We start from the raw sequence: 24,233 nt of genomic DNA on the forward strand, positions 1-24,233 counted from the left end.
AAGGGGATTCGGATATGTCGATGCTCGTACTCGGCTCGGGGGGATTACTCGGAAGTACACTGGTGAGACGGTGTCTCGAGCGCTCGGTCGATGTGGTCGGAACGTATCACTCGACAGCGCCGGCGTTCGAGATTCCGCTGGAGCAACACGACGTTCGAGAGACGGATGCGTTCCGAACGATTCTGGACGACTATCAACCGGACGTCGTGGTCAACTGTGCCGCCATGACGGATGTCGACGGCTGCGAGTCGGATCGCGAGGCTGCGTTCGACGTCAACGGGACCGCTCCGGGAGACCTCGCCAGTTGCTGTGCAGCGCGCGACGTTCCGTTTGTTCACGTGTCGACAGACTACGTCTTCGACGGCGAGGCAACGGCGCCGTACGACGAAGCGGCGTCGACGGATCCGATCCAGGTCTACGGCGAATCGAAACTCGCCGGCGAGGAAGCCGTCCAGAACGTTGACGGCGACGTACTAGTAGCGCGGCTCTCGTTCGTGTACGGAGTCCGCGGTGATACAGACGAACTCGTCGGTTTCCCTGCCTGGGTGCGGAAGACGTTGGCCAACGGTGACAACGTGCCCCTGTTCGTCGACCAGCATCTGACGCCGACTCGAGCGGGCCAGGCCGCAAGCACGATCCTCGACCTACTCGAGGCGGAGGCCGAGGGCCTGTATCATGTCGCGTGTCGGTCGTGCGTGACTCCGTACACGTTCGGCCACGAAATCGCGCGGTTACAGGGGGCGGACGAGACGCTGATCAATGAGAGCGAACAGGCGGACGTCTCGAGAGCTGCGGCACGACCGTCGTACACATGTCTCAACGTGATGGCAGTTGAGGAGGAACTCGGGCGTCGACAACCGACACTCGCGGAGGATCTCCGCGCGGTCGAGGCGCAGTTCGAACCGTAAGATCGCGGCTTAGAGCTCGTACTGCTCGGCGTGTTCGAGGAAGAACTGGCGGTCCTCCTGCGGAAGGTCAGCGAACCGGAGGACGTTCTCACAGTCGAGTCCCGGACACTTCATGACGCGATTCCCTTCGAGTTCGTTCGCCGAGACGACGGTCCCACACTCCGTGCAGGTGTGCGTAATTATTCTCATGGTTAGAGTTTGAGCTGCGAGTTCTCACCGACAACGAGGCGCCGTCCCTCCGGGAGTTCGTCGTCGGCGCGGCCGACGTTCGCGCCCCGGCCGAGGAGACTGTCCACGATCTTCCCGCTCGTGGTGATCGTCGACTCGCCAATGACGACGCTGTTCTCGATGTGGACGCCCGCGAGCGTCGTGTCCGGGCCGATCGAGGTGTACGGGCCGACGTACGTCCCGGACTCGATCACGGTGTTTTCGGCGATCGAGACCGGGCCGCGGACGACCGCGCCGTCTTCGATGGTCGCCGTCTCGTGGAGATCGACTCGGCCGTCCACGGTAGCGTCGGGTGCGACGCTACCGTTCCGTTCGAGGTGGTCGTCTTCTAGTACTAGGCGATTGGCCTCAAGGATGTCCTCGGGTTTGCCCGTGTCCTTCCACCAGCCGCGCACGACGTGAGAGTCGATTGCGTGGCCGTCCTCGAGCAGCGTTTGGATCGCGTCGGTGATCTCGAGTTCCCCGCGCCAGGAGGGTTCTAATCGTTCGATGACGTCGAAGACTTCGTTGGAGAAGACGTAGATTCCGATGAGCGCGAGATTGGTTGGGGGGTCGTCGGGTTTCTCGATGAGTTGTGTGACGGCACCGTCGTCGTCGACGTCGGCAATCCCAAACTGCTGGGGGTTGTCGACCTCTTGGAGCGCGATGCCGGCCCCGTAGTCGCCGCGCTCGAAGCTCTCGACGAGTTCCGCGATCCCCTGTTTGAGGATATTGTCCCCGAGATACATCACGAAGTCGTCGTCACCGACGAAGTCGCGGGCACAGCCAGCGGCGTGGGCGAGTCCCAGTGGGTTCCCCTGGACGATGTACGTGATTTCAACGCCGTAGTCGCTGCCGTCGCCGAGCAGTTCCTGTATCTCCTCGCGGCCCTTGTGGCCGAGGACAACGCCGATTTCGGTGACGCCGGCTTCCTTGAGGTCCTCGATTGCGTACTCGAGGACCGGCTTGTTCGCGACGGGCACGAGCTGTTTCGGGCCGGTGTGGGTGATCGGGCGGAGCCGCGACCCAGTCCCACCCGACAAAAGGACGCCTTTCATTGGTTATCCGCTCGGTTCTGCGTCCCAGTCCAAAGGTATTTTGTCTGTGTCATATGGAATGCGCTCCTCGTCGGGCTCGTCGTAGTCATAGAGTTTCGACGGGAAGTTGAGGAGGAATGCCGGTTCGTCTCCGATCGCCTTGAACCCGTGCCAGCAGTCACCCGGAATGCGGATGGCCTTTTGGTTGTGTTCGCCGATGATGAACGTGTCGAGCTCGCCCTGCGTGGGGGAGTCGTCGCGGTCGTCGTAGATTCCGACTTTGATCCGTCCCTTCGGGCAGATGAAGTGGTCGATCTGGCCCTCGAGGTGGCGATGCCAAGCTCTAGTAATGCCGGGGTATGTCATCGAATAGTAGGACATCGCGGGATCTGGATCGTACAGCTCCCAGTCCTCGCGGAAGACTTCCACGAGGTGGCCACGTTCGTCGGTATTTACTTGGAGAGTTTTGACCTCTACGTCATGGATTGACGCCATGCATATTATATCGCGACGAAAGGGATTTAGAGGTTTATGATCCGATAAGTGTATTCTCCATCTGTAAGGATGAGGTAATAACCTCTGTTCTAATGCGGTAGATTACAATGACCGTATCGTTCAATACATTGTGTGATATAGGGGCGTAATAATCCTTCTCGGAATTATCATGGTCAAGCAACCCATTTGGGGAGCGCTGGGCCAACGACATCTAGTATTCGCGTTCTGATCTGGCTGGATGTGAGTGCAAGAGTCCCATAGACGACTATACCAAAGCCAATCACGGCAAAAAGGTGAATTATCGTATTCATTGCTATTACTGATTGAACCCAAAAGACAGCGATACCCATTACGATTGATGCTCCAATAGACCAAACTGCTTCATGGATTGGAAAACGAATTGTAAGGAATTGATTCAGATAATATGCATGGAGGCCTGTATTCACAGCAAATGAAATTGCTGTTGCCATAGCGGCGCCTACAATACCAAATTGCCAAATCAGTACAATATTTAGCACTAAATTCACTATAACGGATACGACAGTCGCATACGCAGCAAGATCAGGTCGATCAATCGCTTGGAGAGATCGTCCGAGGACAACGTGAATTGCTTGGAGGATCTTCTCACCTGATAGGATTATTAACGCAAGCCACGCCACGGTGAACTCTGGAGTGAACAGGATTCGAAGCAAATCTTCTGCAAGAACGGCTATACCAGCGAACCCCGGTATAACAATTAGCACAGCGGGAAGTAGCGCAGTCGGAAGGATCGCTTCAATCTGCTCAGTCGCATTCTCGGTATCCCATTTGCTAATCTGGGGAAAGATAGTTGTCGCAATTGATTGGCTGAGCATCAAAACTATTGTCGATACGCGCCATGCATTCTCATAGGCGCCAATCTCTCCTCGAGTAGAGGCAATTCCTAGAGAAACAAATAGCGTTAAAATTCCCACATCCATCCAACTATAGAAATAACCACCAATTGACGAAATGATACTGAACTTTCCATAATCAATGAGAGATCGCGCGTGTTGAAATGTTGGACGGGAAAACGATATAGAGACTTTCCACCATCCAACAACTAGCATAGCAGTAGTTCCAGCGAGATATCCGTAGATGAGTCCCCTAATGCCATATCCTTGAGTGAGAAATGCATATCCAACTATGAGCCATCCAAGAGGCCTGAGTACCTGGACAATAGCTGTCTCTCCAACACGAAGTTCGCCACGAAGAACAACTAATGACATCTTAGCCCCTTCTTGAAGAAACAGAGTTAGGATAAGAAGAAGAGTCAGTTCTGCTCCTAGATACTGGTCGATATACTCCCGAATTAGTAGAATTCCTATCGCAGTAAATACCAGTGGTGGAAGTTTTAGCGCGATTGCCGTAGCGAGATACGAACCAGCATCTTTTCCCTCGCTAAGACGCTTTTCGCTGGCACTACTGATTCCAAAATCACCAGGTAGTGCGAAAATCCCTAATAATGCGATAAAGGGGTAATACGTACCCAGTGGTGATGCACCAAGCTCTCGGGAAAATATTACGACTGCTAAGAATGACGCTACTGATGAGATAGATTTGGCAAGGAAAATCTTCAGACTCGACTGAACAAGATTCATACCAAGTAATGGTCACAGAAACAGGGCAAGCGTTTGTAGATTACGAAATGAACAGATGGTGCCCAGGGAGGTGCTATAAATAATACAACATTTCCCTACTTTCGGACCATTTATATTTATTAAAATTCATCAGATATAAATACTAAAACAATATTATATAGTCTGAAAGTGATAATCCGCATAGTTAGAGCTGGATACTCAACTGCATAAGCTCGCGCGATGTCTGTTCGCGCTCCACAAAATCAAACTCAATCTCGATGCTAGCGCCATTGAGCCGATGGAACTCAGGCATAGGCACCGTGAACTACAACTGCCTCGTTCTTCAAACTCTAATCTGAACTGCGCCGGACCCAGCTATCGTAAAGAGAGTATCTGATTCTACACTCCGGTATCGTTAAGGCAATTAGCTCGGATAATGTAGATGATGGATACCCGGAGCCGCAAACGCCAGACGAAGGCACTTGCGGTCCTATGTCTATTATTCTGCGCGGGTGTTATTCTCATTGCCCGATTCCGCTTACCCGTGCATCAACTTCCGCTTGGATATTTACTTCTTGCTGCAGCCATTACTTGTGTTGGATTAAGCCATTTTTATACTCCATACCCATACGTTCCGGTCATCTTGAGCGGGTGTGTAGTCGTTAGTATCGTAGCGGCCGTCCTTGCCCCCGCATCTAATAACCAGTTGATTGCATACGACCCACACGGGACGCTTTACCATGTTAACTGGATTCAGGATACGGGGAAAATCTTGATGGAACATACGGGATTCCGTGGTGGAGGGCGGGGGATTGCCTACCCAGGACTGTTTTCGTTTGCATCGATCTGGGTGCTGGTGACCGGAATCGAAATCGAACTAGCACTGTCCATCCTCCCACTCGTTCTTCTCCCGTTTCTCCCGCTTGGACTCTATCTTATTGGCGGATCTCGATGGGCTATTGTTAGCCTTCTTGGCGTCATTCCCGGGTTTCATGTGTTCTTTGGAACGGTTCCGGTAGCTCAAATGGTTGCCTACCCATTGGTCGTGTTTGTTTGCCTCTTGGCCTTCAAAGTACACCGGTCACCTGATCAATGGCACATGCTATTATTGCTCGTTCTGGGAATAACTACTCTCGCATTTACGCACACCTATACAGCAGTTGTCGCCGTTGTTGCGCTGGTTGGGCTTGCACTCACGCCTACCCAGCGTATTCGCGAGACAATAACCACCCCTATCCTTGCTGCTATTATAATTGTTGGTATTTGGATGGCGCAAGAAAACTCTCCCATGCTTGAGCAGACTGCAGGAGTGATTGTTCTCCTTGCAACTGGGGTCGGGGCCGAAGAGCCACCGGCACCACCTGAACTCATCTCAAAGCATCCTGCAGAAATCGAGATTTTATTTATGACCCGGTTTGCGCCCGACTGGTTTGCGTTCGGTGTCCGCATGGCGTTTTTCTTACTATTAGGAGGCCTGTTTGTGTATACGGGTGGTAGAGCACTCGCCAGATTCGACCCCGATATCTGGTCTGACGAGATTCGACTGTTCGGCTTTGGAGCTATTGGGGCATTACTATTCGCTCAAATTGTCCCTGATGTGAACTTCAATCGATTCTGGGTTCTCGCGATGCTCCTTGCCCCATCAGCGATCGTAGCTCTCCGAAGACGGATTCCGATCAAGGGCCAGCACATCCTTGCAGTTTGTGTCGTCCTCGTTGTCGTCGCGCAGTCGTTTGCACTGGCGCCCGCCGTCTTTTCCGATACTGCTGATCCACAATCGTATGCGGACGGGGGTCGCCCCGTCTATCACAGTGGCGCAGAATATGCAACCGCCGAGTTCGTTGCCGATCACGAGTTGGCGCCAGTCGCATCTGATATCCGAATGTTCTTCATTGAACCACGGTATCAACTGCAGTCCTGGCAAGGGAGTGAATGTTATGTAGATTCCTGTTCGGCCCCTGTAGTAATTTGGCAAAATCAGTATTCCGAGTTCTGGACCTCGAGCCAAGGTCATGCCGCCTTCTCAGAGGGCAAAAAACGATTAGATGCTAACCGAAACGCAATATATTCCGCGGGAGAGATAACACTATATTCAGAGACAGAGGGTCAATAGAATGACGCCATAAGCCATCTTCTAAGAGTAGGTGTCTCAGTTCACATTATTCTTGGTTACAATTCTGTTTCTGTTCGCCTTCCCTATTTAAGCACATTCAATATGTGAGTGATACCGCCAACGGTATTTACCCGTGTAGCAAAACTGGGAATAACATGCTGAAAAAAGAAAAAATGACCAAATTTGCTGCAAGTATGTTCGGAAGTGTAATTCCGGATCGTGTGCAATGGGAGTTGATGTCACTACCCGGTGTTCCATATAATGGACCAGAACTGAACGAGGCATCTATCAAAGAGGGGGAAAAAATAGCACACCGTATCAAAACTAGCGTTCAAAGAAGGCATGAAATAGAAATTGATAATGAAGATGTATTAGAGATTGGTAGTGGTCCAGGTAGAATTGCAGTACCTATGGCGCTATCCGGGGCGAATATGTATACTACAGATATTTCAAGAGGATTGCTAGCAAGGTGTCGTTCTGTTGCTGATAACTACGGAGTGAAAATCATTACGAAAAGATCAGAAAGTAGACTACCGGAATTCAATACTAAGTTCAAACTCATCTATATATTCCGTGTGTTTCAGCATATCAAAAGACGTGATTCAGTGAGATATATTTTTAATTCTTTTGAGCACCTTCAATCCGGTGGAGTACTCTTCATTACTGTTCCTAGCCTACATACATCTAGAAATCAAAAGGAATTCTGTAAATCCTTAGCCGATACCTCTTCATTTCGCATGCGCTATTTTACAAGTGATGAAATAAGAACGTATCTTGAGATGGTGGGTTATGAGAATATAACTATTATAGAAAATGGTAACGAATTAGATGTCTCAGCAATTAAGCCATAATATTACTTTCTTATCTATGATATCCTCACACACATGCCGCACCATATACAATACTCCTTATTTGTTCACTTCTAGATTGAAAGCTGTAGTTGTCTATACACCGCTCTCGCAAACCTTCTCCTAGTTTCTCTCTTTCACGGGGGTTATTAACCAGATATTCTATTTTTTGTGCTAAATCAATTGGTGACTGTGGTTCTGCTATTATCCCCCATTCACCTAGTATCGAAGGCATATCGGATACGTTTGTTGCCACAATTGGTTTACCCATAGCCATTGCGTCAAATAATTTTGCAGGAAGTTGTCCTTTCGTCGCGAGACCATCTCTTTGTGGTACGGACACAATGTCTGCAGTCGCGATCCACTTTGGAATCGCTTCAAAGGGTTGTCTTCCACGAAAAATAGTTTTCTCACCATACTTGTTATTCAATGACGAGGAATACGCGTCAGTACCCAATCCAACAATAAGTGCTCGGACGTTGTCGTTCTCAAGACTATTTACTGCCTGAATTAGATCTTCGACTCCCTTGTAGGGGTGGGGGGTTCCGAAGAATAAGACTAAATCTTTATTCATCGGTAAATCTAACTCTTTTCGAAGATCTCGAGAGTTGTATTCCGACGGGTCATATCGGTTTGGATCTCGGAGATGGGGGATACACTCACCACCGAATTTAGATTGAAGGAACGAATTCGAAACAGTAATTCCATCAGCAAGAGTGGAAAGTTTTTCTAGTATCCTTGTATGATAGTATGAATTCACGTTAATCATATGAGGGATCTGTTTGATGTGGAAGAGTGTTCCTCCTTCATGAAGTTTGAAACCAGTCTCCCAATCGTCAATATCCAAAATCAGTGGTCTATCGTCGATATACTTTGACAGTAGAGATATCCCAAAACTCCCCATACGAGGCTTACTGGCGAAGATCAGGTCTCCTTCTATTTTATCTGTGAGATTCTTCACTTCTGTAGCAAACTGGTATGATCGATAGGTTGTCTGGACTGTCTTATAATCATATTCATTGCGAAGTGGCTCCCATATTTGACCCTGATACATTGGGCCGATAACTTCCACATCAAATTCGATAGAAGCTAACTTTGCTAAAACATGAGCTCTTCCGAGGCAGTTTTGGGATAGGTCGGGGCACACAATGGAGATGAGCATATGATATTTATGAAAAGTAGTACTTTTATATCTTCGTGCTCTCGTTATTGAAACGTCATCTATGTCGAACAAGCGAAGACCTCAAATAATTATCCATATTTTTGTGTCAACAATACTGTTTATTCTAGCATACGTGGGTGTAATGATATACTGTATGGCTGCTTATGTTAAATCTTATATGGGTCTATAGGAGAGTGGTTAAATGGGAAAAGTACTAGTAATCAGTAAATCGTTTTATCCAGATTCGTCGGTTAGTAGTTTCCGTAGTTCCCGGCTTGTAGAGCAGCTACCTGATCTAGACTGGGAACCATACGTTCTAACACTTTCAGATGGTGAGGCTGGCGATAAATACCAAGATTCACACATAGAACGCCATAAAGTTCCGTTTGAAGACGTATCAATCAAAAATGATTCAGGAATTCGATGGGTTCCATCCCTGATAAAGAGAGCAGTTCAGATTATTAATGAGGTGGGAATTGACGTCTTTCTCGTTACTGGGCCACCATTCATGATATTTTCTGCAGCACCTGTCATAAAAAATCTTACAGAAACACCTTATGTGTTAGATCTACGTGATCCATGGTCACTCGGACTTGATGAACGAGATAATAATACGCTCGAAAAAATATTTAAAGCATTAACAATATCCATAGAACCTCTTACGTTCCACTATGCTGACCAGATAATTATGAATTCTGAACAGATGATGGATGAATATGAGAGCATATATGATGGAACAATATATAATGTTACTTCAAAGAAATTGTCTGTAGTCCGTAATGGGTATAATGAAGAAGACTTAGTGAGAGAAAATAGCCCTGATCGATCATTCGATCCATTTGTACTAATATATCCGGGAAAATTCAGAGACCCAATGAGAGACGTATTAATAGCTTTTAAAGACATCTGCCAGGATATAAATTCGTGTAAATTCACTCACTTTGGAGATGAACATGGTCAATATACGGAAGATGTTCGTAATAATATCGCTGAACTTGATTTAGTAGAAGAATTTAGCTTCGAGGGTTTTGTCGACCATAGTGTAGTCATGTCAGCTTTGAATGAAGCTAACGTTGGAATTGTGGTAACTAGAAAAACCGACTTAAGTCATATACCAATGAAGATTTACGATTATATTGCTAGAAATTTACCAATTATCGTCCTTGATGACCCAGATGGGGCAGCTGCGCAATTAGTCAACAACTTCAAACATGGATACGTTGCTTCCCATGGTGAATCTAGTGAGATGAAAGACATTCTATTTAATATATACGATTGTGGTATAGATTCTTTGGACGATACCAGAACTAGAGCTATGTATAGTATGACTCATCGGGTCTCAGAGATGGCTAAAATATTAGAAAAGGTACATTCTGACACTAACTAGCTAAGAAGTGATCTATGATTTTCTCACTGATTATGCCACTATAAGAATCAAAGCATATAGGTATGAAAGAGTAGAACTAGTCCCACGATGAACCAGAAACGTATTATCAAATCATTTTATAACAATAATTTCACACGGTCGCTCTACAAGTACTATGTGGGACTGTGGACGACTATTACTTCAAGGAAGCCAATTGGAACAAATATTTATGAACGTGACTGGGATATCCTCATACTACTCGATACTTGTCGAATTGATGCGCTAGAGAATTTGCAACCAGAGTATAGCTTCATTTCTGATGTTAATAGTATGATCTCTGTAGGAAGCACTTCAAATGAATGGATGGCAAATACGTTCACGGATGATTATATTAACGAAGTGAATAGCACGGCCTACGTTTCTGCAAATGGTTATTCTAGCCGAGTATTCGAAGAACGGCTCTATCCCGAAATCCATATGGGTACAAAACAACGGCCTCCAGCATGGACAAAAGACAATATTTGCTATCCAGAGGACTTCTATGAATTGGATCAGGTTTGGAGATACGCTCCCCGAAATAACCCTGGCCATACACTTCCGGAATACGTAATGGATCGTGCAATTACACATAACCGGACTACTGATGCTAACCGACTTATTGTCCATTTCAACCAGCCACACGCACCATACATTGCAAAAGCTATTGAAAATAACCGAGATCTTCACTCCTATGAAGAATCGCCGTTTAAGGCACTTCGGAATGGTGAGTCCAAATCAAAAGTCTGGGACGCCTATCTTGATAATCTTCGAATGGTTCTTGATAGTGTCGAAATTCTGTTGAAAAATGTCTCAGCTGATAAGGTTGCTATTAGTGCAGACCATGGAGAAGCCTTCGGGGAGTGGGGCATGTATGGTCATTTACCAGGAATGATCCATCCGCATGTGAAGCGTGTTCCCTGGCTCATTACATCTGCTACGGATACAGGTGAGTACACACCTACACTTGAACAAAAAGAAACCAATCGAGATACTGAGGAACATCTACGAGCGCTCGGTTACAAATAGACTTTAGCTACACTTTTGAAGATATCTAACGTGTCTCTGGAAACATAAGGCCACTTGTGTTTTTCGGCAACAGACCTACACGCTTTGGGGCTAAAAGTGGCTGCCTCTTCAACACCTTCATGAAGGTTCTCCGTTACTATACCTGTTTCGTCTGTTAATACTTCAGACGCGCCACATTTAGGAGTAGTGACAACTGGAGTTCCACAGGCTAGTGATTCCAGAACAGCATTCCCGAATGATTCAAAGCGCGCAGGGTGAATAGTCACAGCAGCCTTCGCATAGAGTTCACAAAGTTCCTTCTGAGAGACACGGCCATGACAGATGATATTCGGATGGTCAATTTTAATTTCGCCTACAATATGAACTGGTCGCCGATCCTCATTTGCATATTCGATAACTGACCCCAATCCTTTTTGTTCGGTTGTACCAACGAAGAGAACATACCTTTCTTGGGAACAATTAATTTGTGAGAACAACTCTGTGTCGACGCCGTTATGAATAACTGAATAAGACTCATAAAAATCATAATTACTAGTCCAACCTTCTTTATTGACATGGCTATTGAAAATTGCATAGTCCGTTCTCAATAGCGATCGTTGGTCAATTAGTCTCCGGAATGGGTGTAAGAGTGAATCACCAATTTTCTCAGAGAACGTCAACTGTTTGCGCATATATTGGCGGGTCTCAGCAACACAGTCGTGGTATTTCGTGATTAGCGGTAGATTCGGAATTTGGAATGGGAGTGGAGTATGTGCAACTGCCAAATCAAAACTATCAGTTTTTATTGACAGTAATTTCTTCCTTAATGCTAGCGGATATAGCAAATAATATCCTTTTCTAAATCCGAATTCAATTGGCTTGACTTTAATTTGATCTGACACAGTCTTGCCAGCATCTTCCCAAGACTGAGGGCATTTTCCAGCTAGAACTGTGATTTCATGCCCTCTTTGTGCCATTTCATTGTATAGATTTCGAAGGTGATACGAAATCCCCCCCAGAACATATGGTGGGAATTCTCTTGAAAGTACCAGTATTTTCATAATTTTCCACCAGATATTGCTACTCCTTGTAGCCTAATGCCTCCAGACGACGGTTAATTTCTTCATCAACATTCCTACATTCTGTTTCCTCTTTCCCAATCTCTTGTTGGAGACGCATTTCGATGTGTGTCTCTAGCTGGTTTCGAAGAGACCGTGATGTGCAACTGGAGAAGTCAAGGCCATTGGTTTCACGATTACGCTCACAAAAACACGCCCCCCCTTGAGTCCGGAGTGCGTATTGCCGGACATGACTCTCGTCGTCTTCACCGCGGGCCTGCATGAACACGGTTCGATCTTCTTCGAATGATCCGAGCAGGGAAATCCCATCATGATCACTGCGAGCATCAACGGACTGTTCGACCGTCGCAGCGATATCCAGCGTACTGGCTGGTATCGAAACTTCGTCGTCAGCACCTTCAGGAGGTCGAACGATCAATGGGACGTGGGTGATCTCATCGTGAAGGTATCGTGGATGTTCATAGTACCCATGCTCGCCGAATGCATCACCGTGATCGGCAGTGAAGATGAGCAAGGATCGTTTAAGTAACCCCCGCTCTCGCAACGACTCGAGGAACTCTCCAATCCGCTTGTCGTTGTACCGAATCTCAGCATCATAGAGAGAGATCAACAGTTTCTGCTCTTCCTCGGTGATTGAGTCAGGATCTTTGATCGCCCGTCGGTACAACGACTGTGCATCTCGGCCCGATAATCCCTCGTCGTGGTACAACTGCTCGTACTCTCCCGGCGGCTCGTACGGGCCGTGCGTATCCATGTAGTGATTCCAGAGGAAGAATGGTTGATTATCCTTTAAAGAATCAACCCAGGACAGGGACCGTTCGTTGATCTCCTCGGCTCGAGCGTAGTGGCGATTCCGCAACTTGTCGAGCGCCCGCTGGGCCAGTGCGACGAGCTTGTGCTGGCCGAAGTGGAGATCGTCATCGAACTCGTCGAACCCGCGATCGAAGCCATAGGCTCTCGAGACGAACGGGTTCGAGTGAAAGCCACCGGTCGCGAACCCTTCCGCCGAAAGTCGAGACGCGATCGTATCCGTTGCGAGCCGATAGTTCGAATCGATAGCGACGTCGGGATACTCCCCTGTCAGTAGTGCCGGAACCGCCTCGCGCGTATGCGAACTCGCGCTGTAGGCCTGGGTGAACCGAATCGACTCGTCGGCGAGTTCGTCCAACACGGGCGACGTGTCCCGGTGATAGCCATAACAGGAGAGGTGATCCGCGCGGAGGGCGTCCGCCGAAAGCAGGATCACGTTGTCCGGCTCGACACTCATTATGCGTGAGAACTGGAGGGAGGGAGTTATAATTTTAGACTTCAAGACAAAATGCTGGTAGCACATCGTAAACGCATTAGCGTACGTCCACCTACCTGTCAGTGATGGACATCGCTTTCGTGACGAATGTGGTGTTCCCGTTCGTGAAAGGCGGCGCGGAAAAGCGTATCCACGAAATCGGTACTCGCCTTGCAGCAGACGGACACGATGTCACAATTTATGGCCGACACTTCTGGGACGGTCCGCAGGTGATGGACTACGAGGGGATGACACTCTACGGCGTCGCACCGGCACAAGAACTCTACGCCGACGAACGCCGCTCGATCACAGAAGCGATCGACTTCTCCGCTCGGCTACTCCCACATCTCCGCCGAAACGCCGACGATCACGATATCATCGTTGCATCCCTCTTTCCCTACTTCCCTGTTCTCGCATCCAAGCTCAGTACTCTTGGAACCGATACGCCACTAATCACCACCTGGCACGAGGTCTGGCTCGACTACTGGGACGACTACCTCGGTCGGCTCGCGCCGTTCGGCAAGGGCATCGAACGACTCACCGCAAACACGCCACACTATCCGATCGCCGTCTCGAGCGTCACTGCCAATCGACTCACCGAAATCGGCCCGTCCCGGGACCGAATCGAGGTCGTCCCGAACGGAATCGACGTGACCCAGATCGAATCGACAGAGCCGATAAATGACGGCTTCACCGTCCTCTATGCAGGCCGCCTGATCGAGGACAAGCACGCCGATCTGCTCCTCGAGGCCTTCGACCGAATCGCACACACTGTCCCCGACGCGACTCTCGGCATCATCGGTGATGGGCCGGAACGCGAACGCCTCGAGAAACAAACCCAGACCCTCGAGCACGCAGACCGCGTAACCATGCTCGGATTTCTCGAGGAGTACGACGACGTGCTCGCTCACATGCGCGCGGCAGACGTCTTCGCCTCGCCCTCGACCCGCGAAGGGTTCGGGATCACGTTCGCGGAGGCGATGGCCGCGGACTGTACCGTTATCGCAGCGAGACATCCCGAATCAGCTGCCTCCGAGGTCATCGGTGACGCGGGCTTTCTCGCATCTCCGACCGTCGACGACCTCGCCGCAGTACTCGAGCGCGCACTAGCAGGTGAGCGTCCTCGTACGGACCCCACCGCTCGAGCACAACAATTCGACTGGGATACCGTCGCCGATCAGGCGGCGCAGTGTTACCGCCGCGCGATCGACGGGACGTGGTAGCGTCTCGAACGACCGGATTACAGAAAACGCGTCACTCCTCAGTGCTACCGTTTTCGTTGAGAAACTCCGCCTCCCGTTTCGCGCTGTCACTCTCTCCACCGAGCGGTGTGTACCGTTCTTTCGCATAGTCGCGGCCGCGCGGGTGTTCCAGGAGCCCCCAGTACAGGAGCGCCCGGTGGAGACGCAACCCCAGGCGCTTTCGGAGGTCCATGTGACATTCTCGCGAGTGTGCCACATACGGATCGTCCCGACTACTGCAACGAGACTATACTAGGGCCGATCCTAGTACTAGGGTCGGCATCTCACACTGATTTGCTAGAGCTGACCGATCGAACCACCGCGGGTGGGACTGAAAGGGGCGACGGATTTCGAGGTCGGCGGCATTGTGCGCCAGTCGCTGGAGAAACAGAACACGGAGAATCGTGAGTGAGAACGCGGAGTTCGATCGCGGACTGTTCAGAAAACTACCAATATGAAAAACCGTCATCGATCCCGATTCGCTACTCGTGACCGTGATACGCGTTCAAAAATATAAAGTATCGTGAATGTGATAGCGACGTATGGATCGACGACAGTTTCTCGTCGGACTGGGTGGCACGACGGCCGTGCTCGCAGGGTGTACTAGGGGAGCGGACGATCCGGAAGAGTCGACCGAATCCGAGGGGAAGTATTCCGAACTCCCTGAGGCGGAGGAGTTGCTGGACCAGCATTATAACGCGTTGCGTGACATGGCGTTCGCCTCCGAAGAGAAATTCGTCAATCGCGATAGTACCCTGACTGACCGGACAATCCGCAGGGGCGATACTGGCACGCTCGTCAAAGGGAATGACGCTGCTCCGAATATCAATAGCGATGGGAAGCAACGGGTGTGGTTCACTGGAAACGCACGGATCAGTCGGGAGACACACAGGTTCAACCCCACCGGCATTACACCGCCGTTTACTGACAGAACAGTCGTCACCTCCCTTATCGAGTTGACGACGTTCGAACGGGTGGACGTGAGCGAAAACGACGAGCGCGTCTTCGTGTTCGAGGGAACCGAAATCGACGAAGAGACCGAACAGGAGGTCGAATTAAATATTCGATCGATCGACGTTCGGATCGCAGTCGCCGAGTCGGGCTATATTCGCTCGATGGACGCAGAACTGACCACCGCGAAGTCTTCCGATGCCGACCAAACGGCCAGCAGCAGCTACGAGTACGAGGTGTCGGAGGTGGGAGACGTAACGGTCTCAGCGCCGGCGTTCGTCGACGACGCCGTCCGAATCGAGGGTGACCTCTCCGAGGACCAGTCCGCGATCGTCCTGCAACATACGGGCGGACCCACCGTGGCGGCCGACACGAAACTAGTGGTTGAGGACAACGAGGGGAGCACGAATCCGAACTATCCGAACGGGCTGGCGTTCCCGACGGCGTTCGAGTCGGGTGACGAAGCGTACGTTTATTGGACCGCGGCCAACCGGGCAGCGATTAGCATCGGCGAGGAGCCGTCGAACGTCGCCCGCGAGTTCGCCCTCCTGTCCGAGGACAGTGACAGGGGCATCTACCTCGCAGAGATAGGGGCTGGCCCCGATCGTTTTTCGGTCGCGATCGACCCGCAGGAGTAATCCGCACCACTCGGACCGGTCTCCGACAACTATCCTGATCGGTTCCACGTCGGAGGCACGGCGCAGTTAGCTTGAGACCAAGGGACAGCCGAGACGAGATCTCGGAGGCTGTGATCAACGCCGCCGAGATGGTTTCTTAATCCGCATGTACCACACTCTACTCATAGTAGCTTGTCGACCACCCCGTCCCACAGCTTCCCAGCCAAACCACCGCGGGTGGGACTGAAAGGGGCGACGGCTCTCGAGGTGCGAGACGAAGTAAGCACCGCAGCCGAACGCAGTGAGGCGAGGCGCGCAACGAGTCGCAGCGCTCGAGAGTCGTCGGGGCTTTCTGGGTGGTAGTCTCAGAGAATAGTTCCGCTCGAGGCTATTCGTCAGTCTCGAGTTCGCTCACGTCGAGGTCTCCCTCGAGATATTCCTCACCGGAGTCAGTAAGGACATAGAATCCTCGAGAGGGCTTTTCGACAAGCCCGTACGAATCGAGCTTTCGACAACGAACCCCGATATAGTCGTTGTTCCGTTTGATTTGATCTGCGATAGACTTGGGTGTTCCGGCGCCATTCGTTTCGAGATATTCAAGAATTTCATCATCTGCCCGGGTCATCCACTCGGCACGCTTTCGCATCTCTGTAGCACTGCTAAAGGGAGTTCCATCAATCTAAACTGAAGCGTTGCTATGGCAACCTAAAGGCTATCTCAAAATATGCTAAGCATAGTTTTATGTAATCAAGAAATGAAATAGTGGCCAACGGGATATAATCTGGAGTCAAGAGCACGGATCCAGACGAAAATCGCGGTCCAGTGGTAGAAGCACTGAATCCGCGAGAAGCTCCCGTAATCCAGCTACGGAAGCCATGACGAACGACGATTCGCGGGGTCTTGAAAGCCCCGACCGACCGCACGCATCGACGCCGAACGACAGAGTCGCTTGTGACGGCGGAACGACCGACGAGTCCGTCCGCGAGCGCCTCGAGACGATCACCGAACTCACGAACAGCATCCTCGAGGAGGTGCGGAACCCCGACACCGCGAGTGATCTCGAGGACCTTACCGACGAGACGCGCCGTGGCGCGACGCGTCGGTTGCGAGAGATCGACGCGGAAGCGAGGCGCGTGGGCCTCGAACTGTTCGGGCCGGGAATGTTGATTCCGAGTCGATCAGCCGAGGAGATTGACAACAACCGACAGACCGACGACCTGCCGACGGTCGTCGGCTGTGACTCGCTCACGACGACCTTTCGGGGACCGGTCCCGGGAGCCCTCGAGCACGCGACCGGCGACCGCGAACCCGCTAGTATAGACGAACTCCTCGATCGAGAAGTCGGAACTACCGACGACACCCCCAACGAACCAGACAACGGTGATCGCGATGGGGAGTGACTCGAGCGCGAGCCCCGCCCCTCCCGAACCCCTCGCACGCGAACTTGAGGCCCTCCACGACCACGTAACAACCCTCGAGGACCGAGTCGCGGACCTCGAGGCGGAGTGCAGCCGGAAGAACGATCGCATCGACTCGCTCGAGGCGGAGCACCAACAAAAGGACAACAGAATCGCGGACCTGGAACGACGACTGAGCGAGTGCGAGTCCCGGACGACCGAAACGAGCCGCGCGGCCGACGCCGCGCTCAAGAAGGCGGACGCCAACAAGGATCGCGTCCGCGAGCTTCAGGGTCGCGAACTCGAGAAGGGGGCGCACCTCCGAACGGAGAGCGTCGACCCCCACGAAATACACATCACGAGCGATCGCCTCGAGAAGCTCACCAGGGACGACGGACGAACGTACTACCGCGTTCCGGACTCGAGTGATCCGCTGGATCGAACCGACAGTGTCGCGCTCGCCCACGGGGACCTCCTGCCGATCCAGCAGCTCGCGCGGATGGACGCGGACATGCGCCGCTCGACCGCCAACTCCCTCCCCACCCGACTGGCCGCGAAACTCTGGCAGGCCAGGACCGACCCCGCGATCGGCGATGATCCCTGGACGGACGGCTGCAAGTCCCTCGCCGAGTACGTCACCGCGGGCGACCTCAAACACTGGATCCGCAGGCGGGAAGACGGGATCAGCGAGACGTACGCCAAGAAACACGTCTCGAGGACGATCGACGCGATCCTCGAGCTCTCCGACCACCGCCTCGCGGTTCGCAAGCGCACCCAGCGAAAGAACGGGCTCGAGTACACCGAGCGCCGACTCCTCCTCCCGACGGACGCCGAGATTCCCGGGGAAGCGACCGGCTCGAGTTCCACCAACGCGACGGAAGGAACCGCAAGCGGCGGCCGAGAGCGAGACTCGAGACTGAACGATAAAACGGCCTCGACCGGTGCCACGGCGACAGCCTCGAGCAACTCGACGCCGATGACCGCGAGCGACCCGACACCCTCCGGAGACAGCTGACGTCCTCGGATGACCGTGGACGGCCCCGCCTGACCAGCCTCGAGAGAGGTCCCGTCTCTCACGCGACCCACTCAGCCACCCGCCGCGAGCCGCTGTGTATCGGGTCCAGTAGTTGTGGGTGCACCTCCTCGAGCAGTCCTCGGCAGTCCGGAATGAGACGGCCTCGAGTGGCTGTCCGGGGACGACAGTTGTCCACCGACGTTCGATTCGACGAATGGAGCGGACGACGTCGCTGTGACGCGAACCTATCGATCGGCCAGAGGCTCCGTCTGAGAGTGAGTAACTCGAGTGTGACGCTTTTCGCTATCCAGACCCTCGCTCGAGAGTCCCGGTCGAAGAGACGGAGGCTTCCGAACCACCTAATCGACGTTCTCACCGCACCGGATACAGAGATCGTCCTGCCAGGGGACGGTGATCCGTACCTCGCCCTCCGTGTCACAGTTCGGACAGTAGGCTGTTCTGGTAGTCGTATCGTTGGTCACAGGTGCCCCACCCGCATTCAGTCCGGCTGCGCCGGGTCTAATACCAGCATCGATACCGTATTACTTAACAGTTATCTATTTCTGATTTATCATATAGAATGGTAATAACCGCCGAGCCAGAACTGGTTGCTATATCGACTACCAACCGTTCAGAGACGCACCGGAGAAAGTAACTCTCCGAGACGTCAAATCGAACTGAAAGTTGGCAGGGTGTCTGTCGATGGCCAGCCCCGACTGGCGCGCTGTCGCTCGTCACACTCGATAGCGACTGGCCCTCCCGAACCGACCTTGCATGCAATCGCACGGCCGAAGTGTACCGCCACCCAAAAGTTCACCCATCTGAGAGGTGACGGTCCCCCCACGGTATGAAAGGGGTGGAAGACATTCGTTCGGACGAAGAAACGCTTCTGTCGCGCCTCGAGGGGGATTCGTGTCCGCAGTGTGCCGCGGGGACGCTCGAGCGTGGCACGTACAAGGAGAACGTCGCCATCGTCTGTCCGACGTGCGAGACGCCCCAGGTGCAGCTCTGGGACGCGCGCTCTCGCTGACCGGAGGGGGAGCTGTTCAGTCTCCATTTTTTTCTCGAGACCTGCCGTCTCGCGTCCAGACGGAGATGAGATGCGTTCGAGATGCATCCGCCGAGTCTCGTTCACTCATCCAATTGGCCCCGATCGCTTAGCCGTCGGCCCGTACCGCGGGCTCCGTCTCGAGCGATCGGTGCCGGCGTCGTTGTGCGAGCGATCGGGAACCGAGTGCGAGTACGATCGCAACGAGTGCCGGCCATCGGTCGTGACTGGTGTAGAAGCCGGGGAGGACGATGTCCGCACTCGTTATCGGCCAGAGATACCGGTACGAGCCCGCCGGCGGCACTAACAGGAGGTCCAGCACGAAGTGAGACAGCGCACCAAGGGTGAGCAATAGCACAACCGCTCGTCGATACCGGGGACGGACGAGGAGCGCCCCGATGCACACCGCGACTGCCACGCCGCCGATCGAGTGCATCGGCCGCCAGGAGACGGACACGCCGAGCAGGGCTTCGACCGTCTCGGGTGGGATCACCCACTTCAATCGATTGAGATCGGGAATCATCGCGCCGACCATCGCGACGGTCGCCAGTCGGGGCGAGAGCCAGTGATAGCGAAGCGAGAGCAGCGTCGCGAGCGTGAACGCGATCAGAACGTGGGTCAGTCCGTCGGCCACGGTGATCAGTCCTCGCGTTGCGATCCGCGAGTGGCAAGGGGAGTCGAGCGGCGGGGCCGCTCGCCACCGCGCTCGACGAGACGCCGATTCCGCGGCTCGAGTGCTAGCCCTCGAATATCGATTCGCCAACCGACGAGTGCCCGGCCCGCAACGACTGCGGCCCCGACGATCGAAATCGCGTGGACGTACAGGAGGCCGCCGATCCGGGGGTTAGCGCGCCGGTCGGCGGGGGCGACGAGCGCCGCCGCGATTGCGGAACCGTCCCCGACACCGGCGGTCGTGACCCGTTCGGATGTGGACCCCTCGTCGGCGGCCGCCGGCGTCGACGCACGATAGTCGGCTCCGAGATCGAAGTTCGCGTCCGCGAGCACCACGATTTCGTCTGCCCCGCTCGAGTCGCCTGCAACGGCTGCATCGACCGACCAGCCGGCGCCGCCGAGGACGAAGAGTCCGACGAGGCCGACGGTCAGGACGATGATACCGAGGCAGCGACGGAGCGGGGTCTCTAACACGACTCCTCCTTCGAAGTGATCCGGATTAACAGTCAGTATGGTTTCACGTTCCGACTCGGGGAGCGAATCACAACTCGACTCGGCTATCGTTTCGACACGCGAGTCGGATCGTGAACCCGATTCGATACGACTCGCGGCATCCGGGAACCCTCCTTCGCTACTCGAGAAACTCACGCTCGACTGTCGGTGGCTGCGGTCCTCGAATAGATATCAAGTATTGATAAAAACATATATAAAAACGGAAAGAAATAACTGCACCAGGGGACAATGAGCGGACAGTACTCGAGGCGGGAATCCCTCGACGGTGGGGAGATAGACGTACTCGCGATTGTGATAGCCGGACTCGCTGGGGGACTCGCGTTCGGGGCCATCCTGCTTGCACTCGGATTGCTCGACTCGGTGGGTCGGCTGCTCGGAGCGCCCGGCATGCTGGTCGGCATTGTCCTCCTGATACTGGCCAGTGTCGCCGGCGGGCTCGTCTACTGGGGACTCGGAAAGACGAGGCCGTTCGCGGACGACGTAACCGATCCGGTCACGGGCGTCACGATGGGGCTCTCGTTCGGACTGCTCGTCTGGCTCGTCGGAGTCGTCGTCGTGCTCCCCCTGTGGCTTCGCCTCTTCGAGTACACTCCGCCAGTTCCGTTCGTCCACTGGGAGAGTCTACTCGGACTGCTCGTCTACGGCGGATTCGTTGGAACGCTGTATCCGATACTGAGTACTCGACTCGGACAGTGAGTCGCGCCGACGATCGACGCCGCGGGCGGACGTTTTGTCGCGTTATGTACCCACCACTGGGGCGAGTCGGTCAGCTTCAGTCTATCTCGAGAACGGTGTCGAACAGGTACGTGAGGCTCGTCACGGTCTGTGGATCGTGGGCCGTTGGATCGATGAGGTAGAACGCGGTGGCACCTGTGCGCTCGACGCGAGCGGTGAGAATGTGGAGAAACCTGAATACCCGTTCGAAATCGATGGCGCGGATCACCGACGTTACCGAATCGAACCAGAGTTCCACCGGAGCGTCGTGATCGCGTCGTGAGAGCGATTCACTGATCTCGATTCCCAGACCAGTCAAATCGCTTTCGTTGACCGTACTCAGCTGTCCGGTATGCCTCTCAGTCACGTCAGGATGTGCCAGTGAAGCGTGATTCAGATCACTGACTGAAATGATGTCTATCCTCGAGGAACAGGATTCGCTGGTCTGTCGGCAATCGAGAATCGTCGACGGCGGGTGACGAGTCGAAATGACCACTTTCGACGCGGCCCGGTCAGACGGTCGTACACGCTCGAGATACGAGGCGATCTCCCCCTCGTCCGGCAGTGGGCCGAGCAGTAATCGATTCGATCCCCGCTCCGAAGTAACCCCATCCATATCGTATTCCCTACTATGGTACTGTTGTTGATAAGTACGTGCAAAAGGGCAAGCGAGAGAGTTGGTACGAATCTAAAAATAATAGAAATAGTAGTAACACTTACCGGAACCCCCTCTATTTCCGAACAGCCTCGATGGGACATTGGAACAGCCGGTGATGCGAACTAGATCGCGGCGTCCGACCGCCTTCTCTCGCCACCGACTTCGATCTATCTCGTCCCGACTGAGGACCGGGAAACGAGCGTCGTCGTAGACGGAATTGACCGCGGACGGCTGGTCAATCAGCGCACGCATTTCGTGACTCACGCCCCGTCCGCGTCTCCTCGAGGTCGCGCCACGTGACCGCGTGGTGGCTGAGACCGCCAGCGTTCGAGACGGCCGTTGCGAGTTCGAGGACCGTCGTGTTGCCAACCGATGTCTATGCGATTGAAAGCGACACCTCGAGGAGCGCTCTCGCCGTTCGAACGGTATCGGTCAGTCCGATCATCGAATGGTTGACTTGTGACCGCTCGTCGATCTACTGCCAACAGTCTCTACGTCCCGCAAATGATTTGCGTATGGGTACCCATACATATAGCATGAGCAAGAACATCTCGATCTCGGACGATGTCTATCGGGAGCTAAAACGAGAGAAGGGCGACCGGAGTTTCAGTGACGTCATTCGAGACAATCTCGAGGAGCGGCGGAAACTGGCCGACGTCACGGGGGCCGGGGTCCTTGACCGGGAGACACACGAAGACGTGAAAGACGGTATCGAGCAGTTGAGCCGCGGGACGCTCTCGAGAATGGACGATGAAACTCTGTGACACGTCCGTCCTCGTCGATATCGATCGCGGTGGCGTCGCTGATCGAGTGACGAAACTCGACGACGAGGGCCGCCACGCAATCAGTAGCGTCACGGTCACCGAACTCCGCCACGGTGTCAACAAACGGTATGAAGACGATTCGTCACAGGAGTGCGCTCTGGAGGACCTCGACCGACTCCTTGCCCGATTCGAACTCGTCGAGGTCGATCGATCGGTCGCGACCGCGGCGGCGGATATCATCACCGACCTCCAGCGGCGTGGAAAGCCGTTACACGATCTTCACGATGTCTACGTCGGCGCGACTGCAGCGGTCGAACGGCTCCCGGTACTTACCGCGAACGTCGATCACTTCGAGCGGATGGACGACGTTTCCGTCGTCGACTGGACGTCGTTTTAGCTGAATATCGTGCGACATCCGCTTCTCGAGGAGGAGGAACCCGGCGCACACTCACGGCGACCGATCAGCCGTGACGGGCCGCCGGCAACCCCGAGAGCGTCTCGATCGTCTCCGCGACGAGTTCCTCGAGCAGCGCTCCCGCCGGTCGAACGTCGTCGGTCAGCCCGACGCTCTGGCCGGCGAACAGCGCCATGTCCTCGATATCGCCCTCGACGCACGGCGTCGCGAGGGCCTCGTCGTAGCGCTCGATCGGCTCGCCGTCACCGTCGTCGGTCCGCGCGACGACGTCGTCCTCGCCGGGGCGGTCACCCGCGGGTGGCCGCCCCGCCGACTCCCATCGCTCGAGCGTGTCGTTTCGCAGCACTCGATGCGGGGTTCCGGGCCAGCCCTTGTCGAAGAGGGTCGTGTACGCGGTATCGGCTTCGTCGCTCTCGCGGAGCCGTCGCCGATACGTCTCGTGGACGTTGGCCTCTTCGGTCGCGACGAACCGCGTGCCGAGCCACGCGCCGTCAGCCCCCAGCGCGAGCGCGGCCGCGATTCCCCGTCCGTCGGCGATGCCGCCGGCGGCGACGATCGGCACCTCGCCACCGACCGCGTCCGCGACCCGGGGCACGAGCGCCGTCGTCGCGACCTCGCTCTGGACGTGGCCGCCGGCCTCGAGGCCTTGCGTGACGACGGCGTCGACCCCGGCGTCGACCGCCTCGCGTGCAGCAGCAGCGCTGCCGACGGTCTGAAACACGAGCGCACCTGCCTCGTGAATCCGCTCGACGCAGGGCGCTGCCTCGCCGAAGGAAAGCGTGACGACATCGGCCCCGGCATCGAGAATCGCCTTGAGGTGCTCGCCCGTATCCACGATCGTCGTCGCGTCGTCGCACACGAGGTTGACCGCGAACGGCCGGTCAGTCAGTTCGCGCGTTTCGCGGATCACGTCCCGCGTTTCTTCGAGATCGCGCCACGTGACCGCGAGGTGGCCGAGGCCGCCGGCGTTCGAGACGGCCGCGGCGAGTTCGGGGGTCGTCGCGCTCCCGATCGGTGCTTGCACGATCGGATACTCGATCTCGAGCAGGTCACAGAGCGGCGTCTGCAACGTCATTTCGTCAGCAC

At 53.9% G+C, this 24,233-nt stretch carries 27 protein-coding genes; 13 read left to right on the forward strand and 14 right to left on the reverse strand.

What is annotated here, in order from left to right; translation table 11 throughout:
- Nucleotides 1–14: 14 nt before the first annotated feature.
- Nucleotides 15–908 (forward strand): dTDP-4-dehydrorhamnose reductase, encoded by an 894-nt coding sequence (gene rfbD / locus AC0QDI_RS00405; RefSeq protein WP_474664153.1) that lies wholly within the window; start codon nucleotides 15–17, stop codon nucleotides 906–908.
- Nucleotides 909–917: 9 nt separating this feature from the next.
- On the opposite strand, the gene AC0QDI_RS00410 is transcribed toward rfbD, so the two are convergent.
- The 4 genes from AC0QDI_RS00410 to AC0QDI_RS00425 all read right to left on the reverse strand — a co-directional run bounded on the left by AC0QDI_RS00410 (nucleotide 918) and on the right by AC0QDI_RS00425 (nucleotide 4,266).
- A complete protein-coding gene (locus AC0QDI_RS00410) occupies nucleotides 918–1,097 on the reverse strand; it encodes a hypothetical protein (protein ID WP_474664154.1) in 180 nt (59 codons plus the stop codon).
- A 2-nt stretch (nucleotides 1,098–1,099) separates the two neighbouring features.
- The gene (locus AC0QDI_RS00415; protein WP_474664160.1) at nucleotides 1,100–2,173 is read right to left on the reverse strand and encodes a glucose-1-phosphate thymidylyltransferase; all 1,074 of its coding nucleotides are present in this window, start codon (nucleotides 2,171–2,173) and stop codon (nucleotides 1,100–1,102) included.
- Between the two features lie 3 nt (nucleotides 2,174–2,176).
- Nucleotides 2,177–2,647, reverse strand: coding sequence for a dTDP-4-dehydrorhamnose 3,5-epimerase family protein (locus tag AC0QDI_RS00420; RefSeq protein WP_474664164.1), 471 nt, complete (start codon nucleotides 2,645–2,647; stop codon nucleotides 2,177–2,179).
- 173 nt (nucleotides 2,648–2,820) lie between these two features.
- Nucleotides 2,821–4,266 (reverse strand): oligosaccharide flippase family protein, encoded by a 1,446-nt coding sequence (locus AC0QDI_RS00425; RefSeq protein ID WP_474664166.1) that lies wholly within the window; start codon nucleotides 4,264–4,266, stop codon nucleotides 2,821–2,823.
- A gap of 523 nt (nucleotides 4,267–4,789) precedes the next feature.
- Between AC0QDI_RS00425 and AC0QDI_RS00430 the strand changes: the two genes are divergently transcribed.
- Together AC0QDI_RS00430 and AC0QDI_RS00435 are read left to right on the forward strand one after the other, a co-directional pair.
- Entirely contained in the window at nucleotides 4,790–6,358 is a 1,569-nt protein-coding gene (locus AC0QDI_RS00430) for a hypothetical protein (protein ID WP_474665667.1), read from the forward strand.
- 155 nt (nucleotides 6,359–6,513) lie between these two features.
- A complete protein-coding gene (locus AC0QDI_RS00435; RefSeq protein WP_474664168.1) occupies nucleotides 6,514–7,209 on the forward strand; it encodes a class I SAM-dependent methyltransferase in 696 nt (231 codons plus the stop codon).
- A 25-nt stretch (nucleotides 7,210–7,234) separates the two neighbouring features.
- Here the strand turns inward: AC0QDI_RS00435 and AC0QDI_RS00440 are convergent, their stop codons facing one another.
- Complete coding sequence (locus AC0QDI_RS00440) at nucleotides 7,235–8,368, reverse strand: glycosyltransferase family 4 protein (protein ID WP_474664170.1); 1,134 nt, start codon at nucleotides 8,366–8,368, stop codon at nucleotides 7,235–7,237.
- Nucleotides 8,369–8,570: 202 nt separating this feature from the next.
- On the opposite strand from AC0QDI_RS00440, the gene AC0QDI_RS00445 reads away from it, so the two are divergent.
- Nucleotides 8,571–9,755 (forward strand): glycosyltransferase, encoded by a 1,185-nt coding sequence (locus AC0QDI_RS00445; RefSeq protein WP_474664172.1) that lies wholly within the window; start codon nucleotides 8,571–8,573, stop codon nucleotides 9,753–9,755.
- Nucleotides 9,756–9,911: 156 nt separating this feature from the next.
- Nucleotides 9,912–10,799, forward strand: a complete 888-nt coding sequence (locus AC0QDI_RS00450) for a hypothetical protein (RefSeq protein WP_474664174.1) — start codon at nucleotides 9,912–9,914, stop codon at nucleotides 10,797–10,799.
- Here AC0QDI_RS00450 and AC0QDI_RS00455 read toward each other — a convergent pair.
- Complete coding sequence (locus tag AC0QDI_RS00455; protein WP_474664176.1) at nucleotides 10,790–11,839, reverse strand: glycosyltransferase family 4 protein; 1,050 nt, start codon at nucleotides 11,837–11,839, stop codon at nucleotides 10,790–10,792. The genes AC0QDI_RS00450 and AC0QDI_RS00455 overlap by 10 nt on opposite strands.
- A gap of 19 nt (nucleotides 11,840–11,858) precedes the next feature.
- Nucleotides 11,859–13,124, reverse strand: coding sequence for a sulfatase (locus AC0QDI_RS00460; protein ID WP_474664178.1), 1,266 nt, complete (start codon nucleotides 13,122–13,124; stop codon nucleotides 11,859–11,861).
- Nucleotides 13,125–13,228: 104 nt separating this feature from the next.
- Here AC0QDI_RS00460 and AC0QDI_RS00465 point away from each other — a divergent pair, with 104 nt between their 5' ends.
- Entirely contained in the window at nucleotides 13,229–14,365 is a 1,137-nt protein-coding gene (locus tag AC0QDI_RS00465) for a glycosyltransferase family 4 protein (protein ID WP_474664180.1), read from the forward strand.
- A 31-nt stretch (nucleotides 14,366–14,396) separates the two neighbouring features.
- Here the strand turns inward: AC0QDI_RS00465 and AC0QDI_RS00470 are convergent, their stop codons facing one another.
- Nucleotides 14,397–14,576 (reverse strand): hypothetical protein, encoded by a 180-nt coding sequence (locus AC0QDI_RS00470; RefSeq protein WP_226042353.1) that lies wholly within the window; start codon nucleotides 14,574–14,576, stop codon nucleotides 14,397–14,399.
- 349 nt (nucleotides 14,577–14,925) lie between these two features.
- Here AC0QDI_RS00470 and AC0QDI_RS00475 point away from each other — a divergent pair, with 349 nt between their 5' ends.
- Nucleotides 14,926–15,972 (forward strand): hypothetical protein, encoded by a 1,047-nt coding sequence (locus AC0QDI_RS00475; protein WP_474664182.1) that lies wholly within the window; start codon nucleotides 14,926–14,928, stop codon nucleotides 15,970–15,972.
- Between the two features lie 367 nt (nucleotides 15,973–16,339).
- On the opposite strand, the gene AC0QDI_RS00480 is transcribed toward AC0QDI_RS00475, so the two are convergent.
- Complete coding sequence (locus AC0QDI_RS00480) at nucleotides 16,340–16,576, reverse strand: hypothetical protein (RefSeq protein ID WP_474664184.1); 237 nt, start codon at nucleotides 16,574–16,576, stop codon at nucleotides 16,340–16,342.
- 250 nt (nucleotides 16,577–16,826) lie between these two features.
- On the opposite strand from AC0QDI_RS00480, the gene AC0QDI_RS00485 reads away from it, so the two are divergent.
- Together AC0QDI_RS00485 and AC0QDI_RS00490 are read left to right on the forward strand one after the other, a co-directional pair.
- Entirely contained in the window at nucleotides 16,827–17,351 is a 525-nt protein-coding gene (locus AC0QDI_RS00485) for a hypothetical protein (protein WP_474664186.1), read from the forward strand.
- On the forward strand, nucleotides 17,341–18,363 hold the full coding sequence (locus AC0QDI_RS00490) for a DUF8008 family protein (protein WP_474664187.1): 1,023 nt from the start codon (nucleotides 17,341–17,343) through the stop codon (nucleotides 18,361–18,363). Before AC0QDI_RS00485 ends, AC0QDI_RS00490 begins: the two co-directional genes overlap by 11 nt.
- 359 nt (nucleotides 18,364–18,722) lie before the next feature.
- Here AC0QDI_RS00490 and AC0QDI_RS00495 read toward each other — a convergent pair whose 3' ends face one another.
- Complete coding sequence (locus tag AC0QDI_RS00495) at nucleotides 18,723–18,845, reverse strand: hypothetical protein (protein WP_474664189.1); 123 nt, start codon at nucleotides 18,843–18,845, stop codon at nucleotides 18,723–18,725.
- A gap of 365 nt (nucleotides 18,846–19,210) precedes the next feature.
- Between AC0QDI_RS00495 and AC0QDI_RS00500 the strand changes: the two genes are divergently transcribed.
- The gene (locus AC0QDI_RS00500; RefSeq protein WP_474664190.1) at nucleotides 19,211–19,393 is read left to right on the forward strand and encodes an HVO_A0556 family zinc finger protein; all 183 of its coding nucleotides are present in this window, start codon (nucleotides 19,211–19,213) and stop codon (nucleotides 19,391–19,393) included.
- A gap of 127 nt (nucleotides 19,394–19,520) precedes the next feature.
- Here AC0QDI_RS00500 and AC0QDI_RS00505 read toward each other — a convergent pair whose 3' ends face one another.
- Nucleotides 19,521–20,045 (reverse strand): metal-dependent hydrolase, encoded by a 525-nt coding sequence (locus tag AC0QDI_RS00505; protein WP_474664191.1) that lies wholly within the window; start codon nucleotides 20,043–20,045, stop codon nucleotides 19,521–19,523.
- A 5-nt stretch (nucleotides 20,046–20,050) separates the two neighbouring features.
- Entirely contained in the window at nucleotides 20,051–20,557 is a 507-nt protein-coding gene (locus AC0QDI_RS00510) for an OB-like fold-containing membrane protein (RefSeq protein ID WP_474664193.1), read from the reverse strand.
- A gap of 267 nt (nucleotides 20,558–20,824) precedes the next feature.
- Here AC0QDI_RS00510 and AC0QDI_RS00515 point away from each other — a divergent pair, with 267 nt between their 5' ends.
- Entirely contained in the window at nucleotides 20,825–21,292 is a 468-nt protein-coding gene (locus AC0QDI_RS00515) for a hypothetical protein (protein WP_474664195.1), read from the forward strand.
- Between the two features lie 76 nt (nucleotides 21,293–21,368).
- Here AC0QDI_RS00515 and AC0QDI_RS00520 read toward each other — a convergent pair whose 3' ends face one another.
- Entirely contained in the window at nucleotides 21,369–21,926 is a 558-nt protein-coding gene (locus tag AC0QDI_RS00520; protein WP_474664197.1) for a DUF7504 family protein, read from the reverse strand.
- A 578-nt stretch (nucleotides 21,927–22,504) separates the two neighbouring features.
- On the opposite strand from AC0QDI_RS00520, the gene AC0QDI_RS00525 reads away from it, so the two are divergent.
- Nucleotides 22,505–22,732: an antitoxin VapB family protein gene (locus tag AC0QDI_RS00525; RefSeq protein WP_474664199.1), complete on the forward strand. Its 228-nt coding sequence runs from the start codon at nucleotides 22,505–22,507 to the stop codon at nucleotides 22,730–22,732.
- Nucleotides 22,719–23,129, forward strand: a complete 411-nt coding sequence (locus AC0QDI_RS00530; protein ID WP_474664201.1) for a type II toxin-antitoxin system VapC family toxin — start codon at nucleotides 22,719–22,721, stop codon at nucleotides 23,127–23,129. The genes AC0QDI_RS00525 and AC0QDI_RS00530 overlap by 14 nt, the downstream gene beginning before the upstream one ends.
- Before the next feature lie 64 nt (nucleotides 23,130–23,193).
- Here AC0QDI_RS00530 and AC0QDI_RS00535 read toward each other — a convergent pair whose 3' ends face one another.
- The gene (locus AC0QDI_RS00535) at nucleotides 23,194–24,222 is read right to left on the reverse strand and encodes an NAD(P)H-dependent flavin oxidoreductase (protein ID WP_474665632.1); all 1,029 of its coding nucleotides are present in this window, start codon (nucleotides 24,220–24,222) and stop codon (nucleotides 23,194–23,196) included.
- Between the last annotated feature and the right edge of the window lie 11 nt (nucleotides 24,223–24,233).

It is taken from the genome of Natrinema sp. LJW11, from assembly GCF_056135975.1.

What these genes read in the sequence shown, in the direction of transcription:
- rfbD (WP_474664153.1), top strand. Translation starts at nt 15, where the DNA reads ATGTCGATGCTCGTACTCGGCTCGGGGGGATTACTCGGAAGTACACTG.
- AC0QDI_RS00410 (WP_474664154.1), bottom strand. Translation starts at nt 1,097, where the DNA reads ATGAGAATAATTACGCACACCTGCACGGAGTGTGGGACCGTCGTCTCG.
- AC0QDI_RS00415 (WP_474664160.1), bottom strand. Translation starts at nt 2,173, where the DNA reads ATGAAAGGCGTCCTTTTGTCGGGTGGGACTGGGTCGCGGCTCCGCCCG.
- AC0QDI_RS00420 (WP_474664164.1), bottom strand. Translation starts at nt 2,647, where the DNA reads ATGGCGTCAATCCATGACGTAGAGGTCAAAACTCTCCAAGTAAATACC.
- AC0QDI_RS00425 (WP_474664166.1), bottom strand. Translation starts at nt 4,266, where the DNA reads ATGAATCTTGTTCAGTCGAGTCTGAAGATTTTCCTTGCCAAATCTATC.
- AC0QDI_RS00435 (WP_474664168.1), top strand. Translation starts at nt 6,514, where the DNA reads ATGCTGAAAAAAGAAAAAATGACCAAATTTGCTGCAAGTATGTTCGGA.
- AC0QDI_RS00440 (WP_474664170.1), bottom strand. Translation starts at nt 8,368, where the DNA reads ATGCTCATCTCCATTGTGTGCCCCGACCTATCCCAAAACTGCCTCGGA.
- AC0QDI_RS00445 (WP_474664172.1), top strand. Translation starts at nt 8,571, where the DNA reads ATGGGAAAAGTACTAGTAATCAGTAAATCGTTTTATCCAGATTCGTCG.
- AC0QDI_RS00455 (WP_474664176.1), bottom strand. Translation starts at nt 11,839, where the DNA reads ATGAAAATACTGGTACTTTCAAGAGAATTCCCACCATATGTTCTGGGG.
- AC0QDI_RS00460 (WP_474664178.1), bottom strand. Translation starts at nt 13,124, where the DNA reads ATGAGTGTCGAGCCGGACAACGTGATCCTGCTTTCGGCGGACGCCCTC.
- AC0QDI_RS00465 (WP_474664180.1), top strand. Translation starts at nt 13,229, where the DNA reads ATGGACATCGCTTTCGTGACGAATGTGGTGTTCCCGTTCGTGAAAGGC.
- AC0QDI_RS00470 (WP_226042353.1), bottom strand. Translation starts at nt 14,576, where the DNA reads ATGGACCTCCGAAAGCGCCTGGGGTTGCGTCTCCACCGGGCGCTCCTG.
- AC0QDI_RS00475 (WP_474664182.1), top strand. Translation starts at nt 14,926, where the DNA reads ATGGATCGACGACAGTTTCTCGTCGGACTGGGTGGCACGACGGCCGTG.
- AC0QDI_RS00480 (WP_474664184.1), bottom strand. Translation starts at nt 16,576, where the DNA reads ATGACCCGGGCAGATGATGAAATTCTTGAATATCTCGAAACGAATGGC.
- AC0QDI_RS00485 (WP_474664186.1), top strand. Translation starts at nt 16,827, where the DNA reads ATGACGAACGACGATTCGCGGGGTCTTGAAAGCCCCGACCGACCGCAC.
- AC0QDI_RS00490 (WP_474664187.1), top strand. Translation starts at nt 17,341, where the DNA reads ATGGGGAGTGACTCGAGCGCGAGCCCCGCCCCTCCCGAACCCCTCGCA.
- AC0QDI_RS00500 (WP_474664190.1), top strand. Translation starts at nt 19,211, where the DNA reads ATGAAAGGGGTGGAAGACATTCGTTCGGACGAAGAAACGCTTCTGTCG.
- AC0QDI_RS00515 (WP_474664195.1), top strand. Translation starts at nt 20,825, where the DNA reads ATGAGCGGACAGTACTCGAGGCGGGAATCCCTCGACGGTGGGGAGATA.
- AC0QDI_RS00520 (WP_474664197.1), bottom strand. Translation starts at nt 21,926, where the DNA reads ATGGATGGGGTTACTTCGGAGCGGGGATCGAATCGATTACTGCTCGGC.
- AC0QDI_RS00525 (WP_474664199.1), top strand. Translation starts at nt 22,505, where the DNA reads ATGAGCAAGAACATCTCGATCTCGGACGATGTCTATCGGGAGCTAAAA.
- AC0QDI_RS00530 (WP_474664201.1), top strand. Translation starts at nt 22,719, where the DNA reads ATGAAACTCTGTGACACGTCCGTCCTCGTCGATATCGATCGCGGTGGC.
- AC0QDI_RS00535 (WP_474665632.1), bottom strand. Translation starts at nt 24,222, where the DNA reads ATGACGTTGCAGACGCCGCTCTGTGACCTGCTCGAGATCGAGTATCCG.